Source organism: Proteus hauseri, assembly GCF_040139125.1.
GTDB classification, from domain to species: domain Bacteria; phylum Pseudomonadota; class Gammaproteobacteria; order Enterobacterales; family Enterobacteriaceae; genus Proteus; species Proteus hauseri_B.
Window position 1 is genome coordinate 538,213 of sequence record NZ_JBEEUB010000002.1, and the last position, 17,023, is coordinate 555,235.

Sequence of the window (17,023 nt, forward strand, 5' to 3'; positions counted from 1 at the left end):
CTGTTTTTTTACTTGGTGGCGTAATCTCTTGCGCCAAATATAGCAGTTCCAATACGAACTAATGTTGAGCCACAAGCAATAGCGGCTTCCATATCATCAGTCATACCCATAGATAATGTATCAATATTTGGATACTGCATTTGTAACTGTTTGAAAGCAATATTCATTTGTTCTAATACAGCAACTTGCTTGTTGTAATCACTTTCTGGTGCAGGTATCGCCATTAAGCCTCGCAATTTTATGCCTGGCAGTATAGAAATTTGTGCCGCTAGCCCATCAAGTTCAGTCAATGTAATACCTGATTTGCTGTTTTCATCGCTGATATTAATTTGAATTAATACATTTAATGGCGGTAGCGAATTTGGGCGTTGGTCACTTAATCGCTGTGCGATTTTTAATCTGTCAATGGTGTGACACCAGTGAAAATGTTCAGCGACAAGTCGTGTTTTATTTGACTGTAAAGGACCAATAAAGTGCCAAACAAGCGTGTTGTTATTGGCAAAATAATTGATTTTATCAACACCTTCTTGAACGTAGTTTTCACCAAACTCAGTTTGTCCACAGGCAATGGCTTCTTCTATGGCGCTCGTAGGTTTAGTTTTGCTTACTGCAAGTAGAGTGACTTCTTTTGGAGAACGGCCGCATTTTTGGATAGCAGCGTCAATGTGAGACCTGACATTGACGAGATTCTGTTTAATAGTATTCATGGCAACTCAGGAGATAATAAGATGAATATGGAAAATTTAATAACCTATAGTGTAAAGCATAACGCTTCCGATCTGCATCTTTGTTGTGGTGATGTTCCGCGATTACGTATCAATGGGATACTTTATCAACAAAATCAATGCAAACCTATCACATCAGAGATCCTGTTAGCATGGATAATGCCGTATCTTAATTCTTCTCAAAAACAGAGCTTTGATGATGAAGGTCAAATAGATATTGGCATTATGTTGTCTGATGGGCAACGACTTCGCGTTAATTTGTTTCGCCAGCAACAAGGGGTTTCTGCGGTGTTAAGAATTATTAATCAGCAGATACCAACATTAAGTTCACTTCGTGTTCCAGATCCGGTTTTAACGCTGTTAGACAACTGCTCTCATGGGCTTATTCTTGTTACAGGTGCTACGGGGAGTGGTAAGTCATCAACACTTGCTGCGATGATCAATTATATTAATCAATATAAGCGCCAGCATATTTTAACATTAGAAGATCCCATAGAGTTTCTCCATAGTAATAAACAGAGTGTTATTCAGCAACGTGAAGTCGGACGGGATGTTAACAATGTCTTTAGCGCAATTAAAGCTGCATTACGTCAAGATCCTGATGTCATTATGTTAGGTGAATTAAGGGATGCTCAGAGTATTAAAATGGCATTGATGGCAGCAGAAACAGGGCATTTGGTTTTAGCAACACTGCACACACAAGGCGCTGCACAAACACTTGAACGTGTAACTAATGTATTTAGTGCAACGGAACGGCAATGGATTTCATCTCAACTAGCCTGTTGTTTAAAAGCGATAATTTCTCAACAGTTAGTTCCTGCAACAGAGGGGGGACGTGTCGCTCTTTTTGAAATAATGCAAGTAACACAGGGGATCTCTCACCTTATTAGAGAAGGGAAATATCATCAAGTAACAACACTAATGCAAACAGGAAGCGAATATGGCATGCAAACCTTCACATTAAGCCGCCAGAGACGCCAACATGAAGGATTAATCAAGGAATAGCCAATTTATTAACAATAAATGAATTTAATATTGTTGCTCAAACCAACTTTCAAGAATAATAACGGCAGATGTAGCATCAACGCTGCCTTTATCTAACGAACGATAACCACCACGTTCAAATAGATGAGCACGAGCTTCAACAGTACTAAGGCGCTCATCATGTAAGGCAATTTGCACACCAAAGCGTCCATGGAGCCGATTGGCAAACTTTTTAGCTTGTGTTGTTACTAGTTGTTCAGTGCCATCCATATTTAGTGGAAGACCAACAACCACTAAATCAGGTTGCCACTCTTTAATAATCTTTTCAATTTGGGTCCAATCAGGAATACCATCTTTTGCTTTAAATGAAGCTAAAGCTCTAGCTGTACCAGTGACTTCTTGACCAATTGCGGCACCAATACTTTTAGTACCAAAATCAAAAGCAATAACGGTTCTGTTAGACATTATGCGTGTCCAGCCGTAGGTGAAATGGTATGGATATTAATTCCGATTAATTCCGCTGCTTTTTGCCAACGTTCAGCAACAGGGGTATCGAAAATAATTTGTGGTGAGGCTTCAACGGTTAGCCAGCTATTTTCTAAAATTTCTTGTTCTAATTGGCCTTTTTCCCAATTTGAATAACCTAAAGAGACTAAGGTTTTTTCAGGTTGTCTTGCTGTTCCTAATGTTTCTAGCACATCTTTTGAGGTTGTTATCATGGTGCTATCACTAATTTTGATACTAGAGCTAAAACCGGAAACAGGGGTGTGTAAAATAAAACCGTGTTCTTCAGCAACGGGACCACCAGACATAACAGGTCTTTGTAGGCTAATGGCTTCATCTCTGTCTGTAGAAAAGATCTCTAGCTGATCTAATACACTCTCAATAGAGATATCTTCGATAGGTTTGTTAATGACTAATCCCATTGCACCGTTTTCATTATGTTCGCAAACATAGACGACCGAACGCTGAAATAACGGATCGCTTAATGAAGGCATAGCAATAAGAAAATGGTTAAGTAAATTCATAATAGTAATACTGTTCCCTGATTATTTTTATTAAAACACCTAGCTCTGTCTATACATTCAAACTATACATTTTAAATATAGAAGGGCTAGGTAAGTGTTTTTAAACCCTTAAATAACACTTTTTAAAGGCTAGTTTTTCTTGTTAAGGCGCACTTCAATGGCATCCATCAACATACCTGTAACTGAAACATCAGGATATGCCGCTTCAATCTCTCGCGCACAAGTTGGGCTAGTCACATTAATTTCGGTTAATCTGTCGCCAATAACATCTAACCCAACAAAAATAAGACCTTTTTGTTTTAAAATAGGCGCGACTTGACGAGCAATAGCCCAATCACTCTCTGTTAATGGACGAGCTTCTCCACGACCACCAGCGGCTAAATTACCACGAGTTTCACCTTTTGCGGGAATTCGAGCCAAGCAATAGGGAACAGGCTCACCATCAACGACTAAAATACGTTTATCACCATCAACAATTTCTGGCAAAAAGTTTTGAGCCATACAGAAACGATGACCATGGTCTGTTAATGTTTCAATAATAACACCAACATTAGGATCATCTTTCTTCAAACGAAAAATAGAAGCACCACCCATGCCATCTAATGGTTTAAAAATAACATCACCATGTTTTTGATGGAACGCGCGCAGATGTTTAGCTTCGCGAGTGACTAATGTATCGGGTGTTAATGTTGGGAACCATGCGGTAAAGAGTTTTTCATTACAATCGCGCAGACTTTGTGGTTTATTCACTATTAACGTACCCATATCTTCAGCGCGTTCAAGAATATAGGTTGCATAGATAAATTCAGTATCAAAAGGAGGATCTTTACGCATTAAAATAGTGTCAAGAGATCCTAATGCAATATCTTGTTCTTGACCAAATTCAAACCATTTCTCTGGATTTTCTTCAACACTCAGTAAACGAGTGCGAGCACGCGCTTCACCTTGTTGTAGGTAAAGATCGTTCATCTCCATATAGTGAATTTCCCAACCGCGACGCTGTGCTTCTAATAGCATGGCAAAGCTGGTGTCTTTTTTGATTTTGATGGATGAAATAGGATCCATCACAATACCTAATTTAATCATTATTTCTCCTTTATCCCAGATCGCCGAACCGAACCTGCAAAGCGGTGATTGCGGTGAGCGCTGTTGTTTCAGTTCTTAATACACGAGGACCTAATAAAATATCAGTAAAATGATGCTCTGCCGTCATTGCTATCTCTTCAGGAGAAAGTCCTCCTTCAGGACCAATAAGTAAACGTACTTTCTTGATTGGCAGTGGCAAGGTATTAATACTTTGGCTAGCTCTAGGATGTAAATTGAGTTTTAAACTATCATCAACCTGTGCACACCACTCTTCTAATGTGATAACTGGCATTAATTGTGGAATTTTATTTCGTCCACATTGCTCACAAGCTGAGATGATAATTTTTTGCCATTGCTGATGTTTTTTTTCTAAACGACTAGGGTCTAGTTTAACACCACAGCGCTCTGAGATCAGAGGAGTAATGGTATTTACACCCAATTCAACCGATTTTTGGATGGTAAACTCCATTTTTTCGCCTCTAGAGAGAACTTGCCCTAAATGGAGATCGAGTGGGGATTCTTTATCATCAAGCTGACTCTCATTAATTTGCACATTAACGGTCTTTTTTGTGCTTTCAATAATTTCGGCATCAAATACGTTATTAGAGCCATCAAACAGCGCGAGTTTTTGACCTGTGATCATTCTCAATACGCGTCCAACATGGTTTGAAGCTTCTTCATCTAATGAAGTCTGAGAGCCTACAATGAGTGGTTCTGGATGATAAATGCGAGGAATACGCATAACGTGAAACCCTTACGTAAAAGATAGTTAACCGTGATAAAAAAAATATGTGATATGCATCATACGCATGCAATTATGGCATGCAAGGTATCACTTTACTTTCACTGCTTTTATAACGCTAGTTTTCTGTGTGAATTGCCGCAAAATAACATGTTTTCACTGTAATATTTAGAGGTTATCTCGGCATTTTTTTGGTTCTGTTTTATGCTCAGTTTATAAGGATGATGACCTATCTAAGGAATAGATAAAGATGCCATTAATTAAAAATATCATAGCCGCAGTTAATCTGTTTGCCCTTTTCAGGGGTATAAATTACGTATTACCACACTCTGTATTATCTTTATTACCAATATCTAGACAAAATCAGCTGTGGCAAGCCTATTTCGTTGTCTGTGTTGGTTTTGGATTGAAAATCCCCGTGTTCTCTTTTGTTATTATTTTGTCTGTACTTAGTTTTTATCTTTTAGCTTTATCATTTTTTGATGCTGATTATTTTCTGTTACCTGACAGTTTAACTTTTTGGTTGCTTTTTTGGGGCTTACTTATTAATAGTACCTGTTATGGTTTAATTTCATTTGATGCCTCTTTTTATGGTTTTCTTGTTGGTTTTACACTTCTTTATAGTGTTCATTTATTAGGGGGGGTTATTTATCAAAATGGGGTATTAGGCTTTGGTGATGTAAAACTATTTAGTGCACTAGGTGCTTGGTGTGGATTGACTTTATTGCCTTACATTCTTTTTGTTGCATCTCTATTAGGTATGATTGTTTATGGTGTTTTGTTTATGACAACCAAAGCGCCCGTAGCAAAAATTGCTTTTGGCCCTTGCCTTGCATTTTCTACATTAATAGTTTTGTTAATTAAACTGAGATAATCAACATAATAAAAAAGATGTGCAGAAAATATCTACACATCCTCTTTATATAGTAGTGCTTAATATGACACTGTTTATAATGCTTCTTGCAAAAATTGTCGCCAACCTGATACATCGCCTAAATATTTCTCTGTTGGCACAAGGTGATAGGTTTGGTTATCTTCAATAAAAAGGGTTGGAAAACCACGTCCATTAACTTGGCTCATTAATTGCTGAGTTTGTTGTAAATGTTGAGTTACTTGGTGTTCACTGATTTGAGTGAATAAAGATGTAAATAACTCGATATCAAAGCCTAATTTTTGTGCAATAAATAAGATGGTTGGTTTATCACTAATATTAAGACCATCAAGGTAATACGCTTTTTGTAAGGCTTTTAATAAACGTACACCTTGGTTTCCCATATTATCAGCCGCTATGACTGCTGAAATAGGGAGTAATGAATTTAATGTCATTTGTATATTCGCAAGATTATCTCGATATTGCGGGCTAAACAGTTGACCGGATAACTGGCTAATACGCTCATCAATAGGGGTTACATGTTCTTTCCATGATTGACCTCCAGTAACGACTCTTGCTGGTGTAAATAAACCACCACCATGTAATTTTATGGCGTTTGCGAATTCATTACTGACTACATCAATAAGTGGCGCAATGCCATAACACCAACCACAGAGCGGATCATAAACATAATGTAGTGTTTTGGTGTGATGGTTTGTATTACTGACTACTGAGGCCATTGCATTTCCCCTTTAAGTACTTTAGCGCTAAGTTCTAAGCTCGATTTATCTGCTAAGTTTGGATAGCTTTTATCCATAGCTTCAATAAATTCGCCTGAGTTTTTAGTCACTGCGAGTTTATCTTCTGCTGCTTTAAGGTAATTCATTGTGAAATCAATAGCACGCATATCATAGTTTGCTGTCGGTAAATAATGTCCCGGAATAACCGTTTTTGGTGATAATGCTTTAATTTGTTGTAATGCAGTTACCCAATGTTGGCGCTCTGCTTTTGATTGAGTATCAGCTAACCAGACATGAATATTCTCAGAAAGTAATACACCGCCCATTACCGCATTTAATTTTGGTACATACAGATAAGTTCTTTCTGGTGACTGACCATCTAGACCTTTGATATAGATTTTTTCACCTTCAATTGAAAAACTATCTCCTGTTACAACGTCAGGAATGATGATTTTTTTAGGGGCATTGTCTTTAAGTACCGCTCCCCAATAGGCAAGTTTTCCTGCTTGGGTTTCATTAATCGCTTTAATTGTGGGTGCTGATGCAATTACTTTGGCATTAGGAAAGGCTTGAGTAATAACATCTAAGCCAAAATAAAAATCAGGATCAGAATGACTAATATAAATATAAGTAAGATTTTTTCCTGATGCTTTGATTTTATCGACTAAGACTTGAGCATCATTATTTTGAAATTGAGCATCAATCAGTACAACATCTTTATCACCATAAATAATTTCTGAAGAAACAGGAAAAACACTCGCTTCACCAGGATTATAGATATCGAGAGTTAATTCGGTTGCCATAGCCGAAGTTGCAAAAAGCGTTGTAGCAGCAAGTGTTAAAGGAATTAATTTTTTCATCTTTTGTTTTCTCCATAATGTTGATGTTGTTTATAATAGATTGCATAAATCGAGAGAAAAACCCTGTTTTAGTCAATGCATTGTTGCATTAATCGAGCAAATAAAGATGGACAAAATTAAAGCATCTGAAGTTTTCATCACAATTGTCAAACAAGGTAGCATGATAAAAGCGGCGGATTACCTTGGTATGTCTAGGGCAATGGTGACGCGTTATTTAAATGAAATGGAACAGTGGGCAGGTGTAAGGTTATTGCATCGGACAACTCGTAAACAGAGCCTAACTTCGGTTGGTGAGCAAGTTTATCAGCAAAGTTTGCAGTTGTTAGAAATGGCTGAGCGCATTCCTGCTAATGTGGCACAAGAGAGCCATCAAATTAGTGGGTTAGTGCGAATAACAAGTTCTCAGTCATTAGCGAATAGTATTTTATCTGTTGCAATATCTGAATTTATGCAGCGTTATCCACTTATTGCGGTTGATTTACAGATAACAAATCAAACAGTCAATTTGGTTGAAGAACGTATCGATATTGCTCTGCGTATTACTAATCATCTCGAGCCCAATTTAATTGCTCGCCCATTAGCAACTTGCATTTCGGTAGTTTGTGCCAGCCATACGTATTTAGCACAAAAAGGGATCCCTAAAACACCAGATGAACTTGCTCATCATCAATGTTTAACTTATCGCTTTTTTGGTCGTAGTTTATGGGAATTTAGCCAAGGAGATGAACGTTTTTCAGTGCCCGTTGAAGGTAATTTAAGTGCGAATGAATCGGTCGTTCTCTTACAAGCAACACTAAGAAATGCAGGAATTTCATTGCAACCTTATTATTCGGCTAAGCCTTATCTTGAAAGTGGTGAGTTGATTCAGGTTTTATCAGAGTATCAAGCTCAGCCAATGGGGATTTATGCGGTATTAGCGAGCCGCCAAAATATGCCTGCGGCTGTACGTGCACTATTAGATTTCTTAGTTGAGTGGTTCTCTTTATCGCCTTATTGGCATGCTTTATCGGGTAAAAGCTTGCGTTAAACGGTGAGGGTAATTTTCTATGGTGTTTTTCATCTCTTGAATAAAATAACTGACAAGCTGTGATGATGGTCGATGAGATGGAAAAATTAGACTAACAGTAAAAGGAATTTTGAAGCTAAGAGGGCGTAAACAGAGAGACTTATTTTGGTAATCCAGCGCTGTTATTGGATTTACGATAGAGATACCAATTCCTTCGCTTACCATCGCACAAATCGAAGCGGCACTTTGTGTTTCCATGATTAACTGTCGAGAGATACCTTCTTTTATAAATAATGCATCAATAAGTTGTCGATAAGGATCATTAGTCGATAAGCTAATAAAACGTTCATGTTGAAAATCTTCAGGATGTAGCAATGCTTTTTGGCTTAATGGGTGCGATTTAGGTAAAATTGCGACTTCATTTAAGGTCAATAATGTCTCTTGTAATGTGCCTGCGGGTGCTTGAGTGTGTTCTGTTAATCCTAAGTCATAGTGTTGTGCTGATAACCACTCTTCTAATAGAGGCGATTCTTGAGGCACAATAGTTAAATTGACATCAGGATATTGATTCAGAAATTGACGGCAAATTGAGGGCAATAACGACTGTGCAAAAGCAGGTAAACAGGTAATGTTTAACTCTGCCTGTTTAAAATGGCGAATACTTTGCGCAGCATTGATAATACGATCCAGCCCATAATAAGAACGCTGCACCTCTTCAAAAAAACGCAAACCTTCAGCAGTAGGTTGAAGTCGACCTTTTATTCTGTCAAACAATTTAAATGATAATAAATGCTCAAGGCGAGAAAGCTCTCGGCTAACAGTAGGTTGCGAGGTTTTTAGTAGCTCTGCGGCTTCAGTTAAATTTTGGGTTGTCATAACTGCATGAAAAATCTCGATATGCCGCCAACTAAAAGCCGTATTCATTATTTCACTCCCATATCAAATATGAATAGACTATAGCTTATCTGATATTTTTATTCCCGTTTAAGTTGATAAATAATGATTTTATTCCCCTATGGTCTTTATGAGTAAACATCATGACAACACCTTTAAATTTAATGCAATACCAATTGGCTCAAACCTATGGAACTCCGTTATGGATCTATCAAGGTGAAACCATTACTCAACGTATTGCTCAGTTGAGTTCTTTTGATGTTGTTCGATTTGCTCAAAAGGCTTGTTCTAATATTCATATTTTACGCTTAATGCGCGAACACGGTGTTAAAGTTGATTCGGTTTCATTAGGTGAGATAGAACGTGCTTTAGTCGCGGGTTATCACGGTGGTAGAGAAAAAAGCGAAATCGTATTTACGGCGGATTTACTTGATGAACAAACAATAGAGCGTGTTATTGAATTAGATATACCTGTTAATACGGGTTCTATTGATATGCTACGTCAATTAGGTGAACGTAATCAGGGGCATGCAGTTTGGATCAGAGTTAATCCGGGATTTGGTCATGGTCATAGCCAAAAAACCAATACCGGTGGTGAAAATAGTAAACACGGTATCTGGCATGAAGATGTTCCTGAAGCATTAGAGGTTATCAGCCAATATAATTTAACCTTGATTGGTTTCCATATGCATATTGGTTCAGGTGTTGATTATCAGCATCTTTCAACCGTATGTGATGCGATGGTTGATCAAGTGCTTACCTCTAATGTTGATATTAAAGCTATTTCAGCGGGTGGTGGATTATCAACACCTTATCAAGAGGGAGACGCCATCGTTGATTTAACGCACTATTTCTCTTTATGGGATAATGCACGCCAACGAATTGCTCAGCATGTCGGTCATGAAATTGAGCTTGAAATAGAGCCTGGCCGTTTTTTAATGGCGGAGTCTGGTGTATTGATTTCTCAAGTAAGAGCGGTCAAATCAATGGGAGCTCGTCACTATGTTCTTGTTGATGCAGGATTTAGTGATTTAATGCGTCCGGCAATGTATGGAAGTTATCACAGAATTTCAGTGCTAGATAAATATGGTCAATTAAAATCAACGGAACGTCAATTAGAGACAATTGTTGCAGGTCCTCTTTGTGAGTCTGGCGATGTATTTACGCAGCAGGACGGAGGAATGGTTGCTCCTCGGTTATTACCTGATGCGCAAGTCGGTGATTATTTGGTTATCCATGATACTGGCGCTTACGGTGCTTCAATGTCATCTAACTACAACAGTCGTCCACTTATTCCTGAAGTGTTAGTGGTTGATGAAAAACCACAACTCATTAGACGTCGTCAGACGATAGAAGAGCTGCTAGCTTTGGAATTAAATATCTAGCCTTGTTATGGCATGATAAACGCGATAGTAAACAACTAGATAAATTAAACCCCTCATTACGATATAAAGGGTAATGAGGGGTTTGTTTTATCTCTATCTATGCCACTTATTTGACACTAAAGCTGATGTTAATTAGGCTGCTTTATCAGATTTGATATTTTCAGCTTTAGGCTTTTTTACGGGTACTGCCAAAGCATCAAAGTCAAACTCATCAACATTGATACTACGTAAACGGCTCTGTTCTGCTTTACGTAAAATATCGGCTTCTTCAGATGTGATTCGTTTATCCGCCAGTGCCTTTTCGGCTAATTTATCTAATTGAGTGAAGCTAAATTTCTTCTCATAAAGACGACATATGCGGTCAAAAATAGGTTCAGCGGCTAAGATATCGAGAAGCGCTTCTTCCATTAATCCGTGAGGATTATGTTCTGTTGGAGTAAGAAATTGTCCTCTACCGATACGGTCACGGGTCTCAGAAGGTTGCTGAATAATTTGTGCAACTTTATGGTCTAGCTTATCCGAAGGTAATCTTTGTGCTTTACCAACAGGGAAGATAATTGCACGCATAGCGCCAGCAATAAAGCGGCTAGGGAAGTTGCGTAGTAACTCATCAATTGCGTTTTCAGCTTGATAGAGACACTCTTGAGCACTCCAATGTACCAGTGGTAAATCAGCCGTATTACGACCTTCATCTTCATAACGTTTTAATGCTGCGGATGCGAGGAATATATGGCTTAAGATATCACCTAGACGTGCCGAAATTCGTTCACGGCGTTTTAAACTCCCCCCTAAAACACCCATAGAAACATCAGATAACAGAGCCATATTTGCACTGAGTCGGTTAATTTGCTGATAGTAACGACGAGTTTCATCATGCGTTGGGGTCGAGCTTAAACGACCATTAGTAATGCCTAACCAAATACTGCGTAATGTATTACTTGCTACATGACCTAAGTGACCAAACAAGGCGCGATCAAAATCATGTAAATTGCTATCTCTTGCGGCGGCAATTTCATCTAAAACATAAGGATGACAGCGGATAGCGCCTTGCCCATAAATTATCATGCTGCGGGTTAATATATTGGCACCTTCAACAGTAATTGCTATCGGTGAACCTTGATAAGAGCGAGCAACAAAGTTTGAAGGACCAAGGCAAATGCCTTTACCACCAACAATATCCATTGCATCGATAATGCTGCGTTGTGCCCTATGGGTACAATGGTATTTGACGATAGCAGAGAGTACTGCTGGTTTCTCACCTAACATAATACCCGTGGTAATTAAGGTTGATGCAGCATCCATTAGATAAGCATTACCAGCAAGACGAGCTAATGGCTCTTCAATCCCTTCCATTTTACCAATAGAAATTTTGAATTGGCGGCGAATATGTGAGTATGCACCTACTGCCATTGCGGCACTTTTTAAACTACCTGTTGAGTTAGATGGAAGCGTAATTCCACGACCAACAGACAGACACTCAACCAGCATTCTCCAGCCTTGACCTGCCATTTTTGGACCACCGATAATATAATCGATAGGAACAAAAACATCTTTTCCGCGAGTTGGACCATTCATAAAAGGGACGTTTAATGGGAAATGTCGAGGTCCAATTTCAACACCTTCTACATCGGTTGGAATTAATGCGCATGTAATACCCGGATTTTCATCACTACTTAATAGGTGCTCAGGATCGCGTAGTTTAAATGCAAGCCCTAATACGGTTGCGATAGGGGCGAGAGTGATATAGCGCTTGTTCCACGTTAAACGAACACCAAGTACTTGTTCGCCTTGCCATTCACCCATGCAAACAACGCCACTGTCAGGAATTGCACCTGCATCAGAACCCGCTTCTGGGCTTGTTAACGCAAAGCAAGGGATCTCGTCACCTTTGGCTAAACCGGGTAAATAGCGTTTTTTCTGCTCATCAGTACCATAATGTTGCAGCAATTCACCGGGACCTAATGAGTTAGGAACACCGACAGTGATGGCTAAAATTCCAGATACACCAGCAAGTTTTTGTAATACACGAGATTGTGCATAAGCGGAGAACTCTAATCCGCCATACTCTTTTTTAATGATCATGGCAAAGAAGCGATGATCTTTTAGGTATTGCCAGATCTCAGGTGGTAAATCAGCAAGCTCATGCGTTATTTCAAAGTCATTTGTCATTCGGCAAACTTCTTCTACTGGACCATCAAGGAATGCTTGTTCTTCTGCTGTTAATTGAGGTTTAGGGTAATTGTGGAGTTGTTTCCAATCGGGTGCGCCACGGAAAAGTTCACCTTCCCACCATGTTGTTCCTGCATCAATCGCTTCTTGCTCTGTTTTAGACATTGAAGGCATGACTTTTTGGAATGCCTTAAGTGCTGGTGCAGAGATATATGCTTTTCTGATTGATGGGAGTGTTAAAGGTAATAGGACAATAGCTACAGGAAGCAGTAACCAATAACTCCAAATATTAGTGAGTCCCATTACAAAAGTGTAAGCAATAAGAAGGATACTACTCACCACAAGACTATATTTGCGGTAACTGAGTATGCCGATAAGCGCTAAAAAAAGCACAATACTGAGTAGGGTCATAATAAAACTCCTGTATTTCGCAAGACGTCAGAGGTCAGACCTGTTGTTTGTTATTTAGATCTAATGCAGTTACCAACTTTTATCAATATTTTTACATTCTAATTACAATATAGCTCACAAATTATTCGCAAATGAGATAAGTTAGCATTTGCTGATAAGCAGTATCTTCTTTCATGGCATTGGATCCGTTACACTGAGAAACAGAAATTTTCGATTACCCTTTCTGGAGTAAAAATCCTATGTACCAAGATCTTATTCGTGGTGAGTTAACAGAAGCAGCAGATACACTTTCTCGTTTTCTTCAAGACGACGCTAATATCGACGCGATTCAAGAAGCGGCAGTATTACTTGCTGATTCATTCAAGGCTGGTGGAAAAGTACTGTCTTGTGGTAACGGTGGCTCTCATTGTGATGCTATGCACTTTGCTGAAGAGCTGACAGGGCGTTATCGTGAAAATAGACCTGGCTATCCTGCAATTGCTATTTCTGATGTCAGCCATATTTCATGTGTAAGTAATGACTTTGGATATGAATATATATTTTCACGTTATGTTGAAGCGGTAGGCAAAGAAGGTGATGTTTTACTGGGGATCTCAACATCGGGTAACTCAGGTAATATCATTAAAGCCATTAGTGCTGCTCGTGAAAAAGGCATGAAGGTTATTACGTTAACCGGTAAAGATGGCGGTAAGATGGAGGGTACAGCAGATATCGAAATTCGCGTACCTCATTTTGGTTATGCTGACCGCATTCAAGAAATTCATATAAAAGTTATTCATATTCTTATCCAATTAATTGAAAAAGAAATGGAAAAGTAAGTTGCCGTTGATATTGTCATAAAGAGTGTTTTCAGTATTAGCAAGAAGGAGTGAGCGATGTGTGAACTGTTAGGCATGAGCGCCAATGTACCAACAGACATTAATTTCAGTTTGAGTGGATTGATCCCTAGAGGTGGTAAGACGGGACCTCATAAAGATGGTTGGGGAGTGACTTTCTATGAAGGATTGGGCTGTCGTACATTTAAAGATCCTCAAGCCAGTGCAGTCTCACCTGTCGCTCGCTTTGTGCAAGAATATCCTATTAAATCAGAAGCGGTGATTGCTCATATTCGTCAAGCAAATCGTGGTAATGTCTCGTTAGAAAATACCCATCCTTTTACTCGTGAATTGTGGGGTAAAAACTGGACGTATGCACATAATGGACAACTAAAAGGCTATCAATCTCTTGATTCAGGGCGTTTTAGAGCTATTGGGCAAACGGATAGTGAAAAGGCATTTTGCTGGATTTTAAATCAACTTGAAAATCGTTATAAACGAACTCCCGCTAATTGGTCTGCTGTTTTTCGTTATATTTCAACGTTAGCAGACCAACTGAGGCAAAAAGGTGTTTTTAATATGCTGTTGTCTGATGGACGGTTTGTGATGGCGTATTGCTCAACTAACTTACATTGGATAACGCGTAAAGCCCCTTTTGGCAAAGCAAAATTGCTCGATCAAGATGTTGAAATCGATTTTCAACAGCATACCCAATCTGATGATGTGGTTTCAGTCATTTCAACTTTACCTCTTACTGGTAATGAGTCTTGGCAACGTATTCCTGTCGGTGAGTTTGTTTTATTTGATCGTGGTGTGAGAATTCTCTAGCCATTTACTCGGTGTATTTTGTGATAAATTAAGTGTAGAGGCTATATCACTATTATTAACAAGGTAGCGTCCATTTTTGACATCAATAGTGGGTATCTTCTGATGTTCTTCTACATAGCGATAAGCAGGCGCTAGCTGTTGCCAGAAATCAACGTTAATGGAGTATTGATGTTTTTTCATATTTTCATCGGTCATTTTAAAGGGGAAAATATGGATATTAATCGTGTTTTGACCTTTCTTTAATGCTAACTCTGCATATTGATAAATTTCGTCCATAACTTTATCGGTCATTGCATAGCAACCGACTGATTTACAAGCTCCGTGGATCATTAAAAAGTCACCTGTATATCCTTGGGATTTATCGTATCGGTTAGGAAATCCCAAATCTATAGATCGGTAAAATCGACTATTTGGATTTAATTGCCTATTATTTACTTGATAAAATCCTTCAGGGCTTTTTAAATCGCCTTGAAATTTTTTAGGACCTAATCCACCAGAATAGCTACAAATAGGGTAAGTACGTATTTTTTCTAATTGTCCATCCGCTTTTTCAATATAAAGTTCAAGTAAGCTTTCTTCCTTAAAAATCTGAATATAAATCGGTTTGCCAGTACTTTTTTCTAGCGGAATTATAAGAAACTTTGAATTATTACCTGCGTTAACAAATGTGCTTATTAACATTAATGTTAAAAAAGTGATTAACTGTTTTGCGTGATTGGTCATGGTTTTATCAGTAAAATAGCTTAATATTTGTTGATAAAGTAGGTGTTAGATTGCTACGAAGCAATAAAATTGTAAATTAAAATTTTATATGGAAATTTTTATTTTACAAATCTTTCTGTATGAATTTTGCTCTAATGACGATAAATGTGATATTTAAATTCGGTTTATACGAGTTGTTAACGTTTCAGTTAAAATAATATTCCCATTTGCTTGAGCTAAATCACTCGAATAGTCAGACAGCTTTAAACTGAGATGATAAAATTCAGGTCGGCAGAATAAGAGAAAATAGTAACAATTATCGGAGATAAATAACTTAAGGCTTAAAAGTGTCTTAAGGTGCTTTTATTACAGAGTCGCTACATATTCGGGGTGAATTTGTAGCTTAGGGTTTAACTGATAAACTTGTGCAAATCTTATGATTAAAATTAAAAAAGGACTCGACCTCCCAATTGCAGGAGCGCCTGCCCAAGTAATAGAAGACGGACCCACTATTCGACGTGTAGCACTGTTAGGCGAAGAATATGTAGGTATGCGTCCTTCTATGATGGTTTCGGAAGGTGAGCATGTTAAGAAAGGGCAGGTTCTTTTTGAAGACAAAAAGAATCCTGGTGTTATTTTCACCAGTCCTGCTTGTGGTAAAATTGTAGAAATTAACCGTGGTGAACGTCGTGTATTTCAATCTATCGTCATTGAAATTGATGGCGACCAAGAAATCACTTTCAATCGTTATGATAGCGCATCACTTTCATCGCTCACGCGTGAACAAGTGGAACAGAATCTCGTTAATTCTGGAATGTGGACTGCCCTAAGGACTCGTCCTTATAGCCGAACACCGCATTTAGGTAGTACACCTGCCGCTATTTTTGTTACTGCAATGGATACCAATCCATTAGCAGCAGATCCTTCGATTATTATTCAAGAAAATGAAAAAGCCTTTAATGATGGTTTAGTTATTTTGAGTAAATTAACTGAAGGCAAAGTTTATGTTTGTCATGGTGAGTCATCACCAACTAAATTAAGTGACGGACAAATTAGCTATAACCAATTTGTAGGACCACATCCTGCGGGACTTGCGGGTACGCATATTCATTTCTTAGAGCCCGTAAGTGCTAAGAAAATGGTTTGGCAACTAAATTACCAAGATGTCATCGCGATTGGTTATCTGTTTACCACGGGATCTTTATATACTGAACGAGTTGTTGCATTAGGTGGTCCGCAAGTTAAATCACCTCGTTTACTGCGTACTCGTTTAGGTGTCGATCTCTATGAGTTAACAAAAGATCAACTGACTGATGATGAAAATCGAATTATTTCCGGCTCTGTTTTATGGGGATGGAAATCAGATGAGACTCATCATTACCTTGGTCGTTTTCATAACCAAGTTTCTGTATTACGTGAAGGCCGTGATAAAGAACTATTTGGTTGGGGAATGCCAGGATCTGATAAGTTTTCTATTACCCGCACCACAATTGGTCACTTCCTTAAAAATAAACGCTTTTCATTTACCACAACAATGAATGGTGGTGAGCGTTCAATGGTCCCAATTGGTAACTATGAGCGTGTAATGCCTTTAGACATTATGGCAACGCATCTGTTACGTGATTTAGTGGTTGGCGATACTGATAGTTCTCAAGCATTAGGTTGCTTGGAATTGGACGAAGAAGATTTGGGACTATGCACTTATGTTTGCCCAAGCAAATATGAGTATGGTCCAGCACTGCGTCAAGTATTGACCAAAATTGAGCAGGAAGGGTAA

Annotated in this window: 17 protein-coding genes; 7 read left to right on the plus strand and 10 right to left on the minus strand. The window is 38.5% G+C overall.

Annotated features, from left to right (window positions below; genetic code table 11):
• Window positions 1–8: 8 nt before the first annotated feature.
• A complete protein-coding gene (locus ABN099_RS05435; RefSeq protein ID WP_349462659.1) occupies window positions 9–707 on the minus strand; it encodes a YggS family pyridoxal phosphate-dependent enzyme in 699 nt (232 codons plus the stop codon).
• Between the two features lie 21 nt (window positions 708–728).
• On the opposite strand from ABN099_RS05435, the gene ABN099_RS05440 reads away from it, so the two are divergent.
• Complete coding sequence (locus tag ABN099_RS05440; protein ID WP_349462660.1) at window positions 729–1,730, plus strand: type IV pilus twitching motility protein PilT; 1,002 nt, start codon at window positions 729–731, stop codon at window positions 1,728–1,730.
• Between the two features lie 24 nt (window positions 1,731–1,754).
• Here the strand turns inward: ABN099_RS05440 and ruvX are convergent, their stop codons facing one another.
• The 4 genes from ruvX to rsmE form a co-directional block, all read right to left on the minus strand.
• Complete coding sequence (gene ruvX, locus ABN099_RS05445) at window positions 1,755–2,174, minus strand: Holliday junction resolvase RuvX (RefSeq protein WP_349462661.1); 420 nt, start codon at window positions 2,172–2,174, stop codon at window positions 1,755–1,757.
• Complete coding sequence (locus tag ABN099_RS05450) at window positions 2,174–2,737, minus strand: YqgE/AlgH family protein (RefSeq protein WP_349462662.1); 564 nt, start codon at window positions 2,735–2,737, stop codon at window positions 2,174–2,176. The genes ruvX and ABN099_RS05450 overlap by 1 nt, the downstream gene beginning before the upstream one ends.
• 129 nt (window positions 2,738–2,866) lie before the next feature.
• On the minus strand, window positions 2,867–3,823 hold the full coding sequence (gene gshB, locus ABN099_RS05455) for a glutathione synthase (RefSeq protein WP_349462663.1): 957 nt from the start codon (window positions 3,821–3,823) through the stop codon (window positions 2,867–2,869).
• A 10-nt stretch (window positions 3,824–3,833) separates the two neighbouring features.
• Window positions 3,834–4,565, minus strand: a complete 732-nt coding sequence (rsmE, locus tag ABN099_RS05460) for a 16S rRNA (uracil(1498)-N(3))-methyltransferase (protein WP_349462664.1) — start codon at window positions 4,563–4,565, stop codon at window positions 3,834–3,836.
• Window positions 4,566–4,815: 250 nt separating this feature from the next.
• Between rsmE and ABN099_RS05465 the strand changes: the two genes are divergently transcribed.
• A complete protein-coding gene (locus tag ABN099_RS05465; RefSeq protein WP_349462665.1) occupies window positions 4,816–5,439 on the plus strand; it encodes a prepilin peptidase in 624 nt (207 codons plus the stop codon).
• Between the two features lie 74 nt (window positions 5,440–5,513).
• Here the strand turns inward: ABN099_RS05465 and ABN099_RS05470 are convergent, their stop codons facing one another.
• A complete protein-coding gene (locus ABN099_RS05470) occupies window positions 5,514–6,176 on the minus strand; it encodes a DsbA family protein (RefSeq protein WP_349462666.1) in 663 nt (220 codons plus the stop codon).
• Complete coding sequence (locus ABN099_RS05475; protein WP_349462667.1) at window positions 6,164–7,036, minus strand: MBL fold metallo-hydrolase; 873 nt, start codon at window positions 7,034–7,036, stop codon at window positions 6,164–6,166. Before ABN099_RS05475 ends, ABN099_RS05470 begins: the two co-directional genes overlap by 13 nt.
• 106 nt (window positions 7,037–7,142) lie before the next feature.
• Between ABN099_RS05475 and ABN099_RS05480 the strand changes: the two genes are divergently transcribed.
• Entirely contained in the window at window positions 7,143–8,063 is a 921-nt protein-coding gene (locus tag ABN099_RS05480; RefSeq protein ID WP_349462668.1) for a LysR family transcriptional regulator, read from the plus strand.
• On the opposite strand, the gene ABN099_RS05485 is transcribed toward ABN099_RS05480, so the two are convergent.
• Entirely contained in the window at window positions 8,040–8,966 is a 927-nt protein-coding gene (locus ABN099_RS05485; RefSeq protein ID WP_349462669.1) for a LysR family transcriptional regulator, read from the minus strand. The genes ABN099_RS05480 and ABN099_RS05485 overlap by 24 nt on opposite strands.
• A 113-nt stretch (window positions 8,967–9,079) precedes the next feature.
• Here ABN099_RS05485 and lysA point away from each other — a divergent pair, with 113 nt between their 5' ends.
• Window positions 9,080–10,321: a diaminopimelate decarboxylase gene (gene lysA, locus ABN099_RS05490; RefSeq protein WP_349462670.1), complete on the plus strand. Its 1,242-nt coding sequence runs from the start codon at window positions 9,080–9,082 to the stop codon at window positions 10,319–10,321.
• A gap of 132 nt (window positions 10,322–10,453) precedes the next feature.
• On the opposite strand, the gene fadE is transcribed toward lysA, so the two are convergent.
• On the minus strand, window positions 10,454–12,901 hold the full coding sequence (gene fadE, locus ABN099_RS05495; protein ID WP_349462671.1) for an acyl-CoA dehydrogenase FadE: 2,448 nt from the start codon (window positions 12,899–12,901) through the stop codon (window positions 10,454–10,456).
• 239 nt (window positions 12,902–13,140) lie between these two features.
• On the opposite strand from fadE, the gene lpcA reads away from it, so the two are divergent.
• Window positions 13,141–13,719, plus strand: coding sequence for a D-sedoheptulose 7-phosphate isomerase (gene lpcA, locus ABN099_RS05500; protein ID WP_349462672.1), 579 nt, complete (start codon window positions 13,141–13,143; stop codon window positions 13,717–13,719).
• Between the two features lie 57 nt (window positions 13,720–13,776).
• Window positions 13,777–14,544, plus strand: a complete 768-nt coding sequence (locus ABN099_RS05505; protein ID WP_349462673.1) for a class II glutamine amidotransferase — start codon at window positions 13,777–13,779, stop codon at window positions 14,542–14,544.
• Here ABN099_RS05505 and ABN099_RS05510 read toward each other — a convergent pair.
• Window positions 14,515–15,267: a murein L,D-transpeptidase family protein gene (locus ABN099_RS05510; protein ID WP_349462674.1), complete on the minus strand. Its 753-nt coding sequence runs from the start codon at window positions 15,265–15,267 to the stop codon at window positions 14,515–14,517. The two genes, ABN099_RS05505 and ABN099_RS05510, sit on opposite strands and share 30 nt — an antisense overlap.
• 415 nt (window positions 15,268–15,682) lie before the next feature.
• Here ABN099_RS05510 and ABN099_RS05515 point away from each other — a divergent pair, with 415 nt between their 5' ends.
• The gene (locus tag ABN099_RS05515) at window positions 15,683–17,023 is read left to right on the plus strand and encodes a Na(+)-translocating NADH-quinone reductase subunit A (protein ID WP_349462675.1); all 1,341 of its coding nucleotides are present in this window, start codon (window positions 15,683–15,685) and stop codon (window positions 17,021–17,023) included.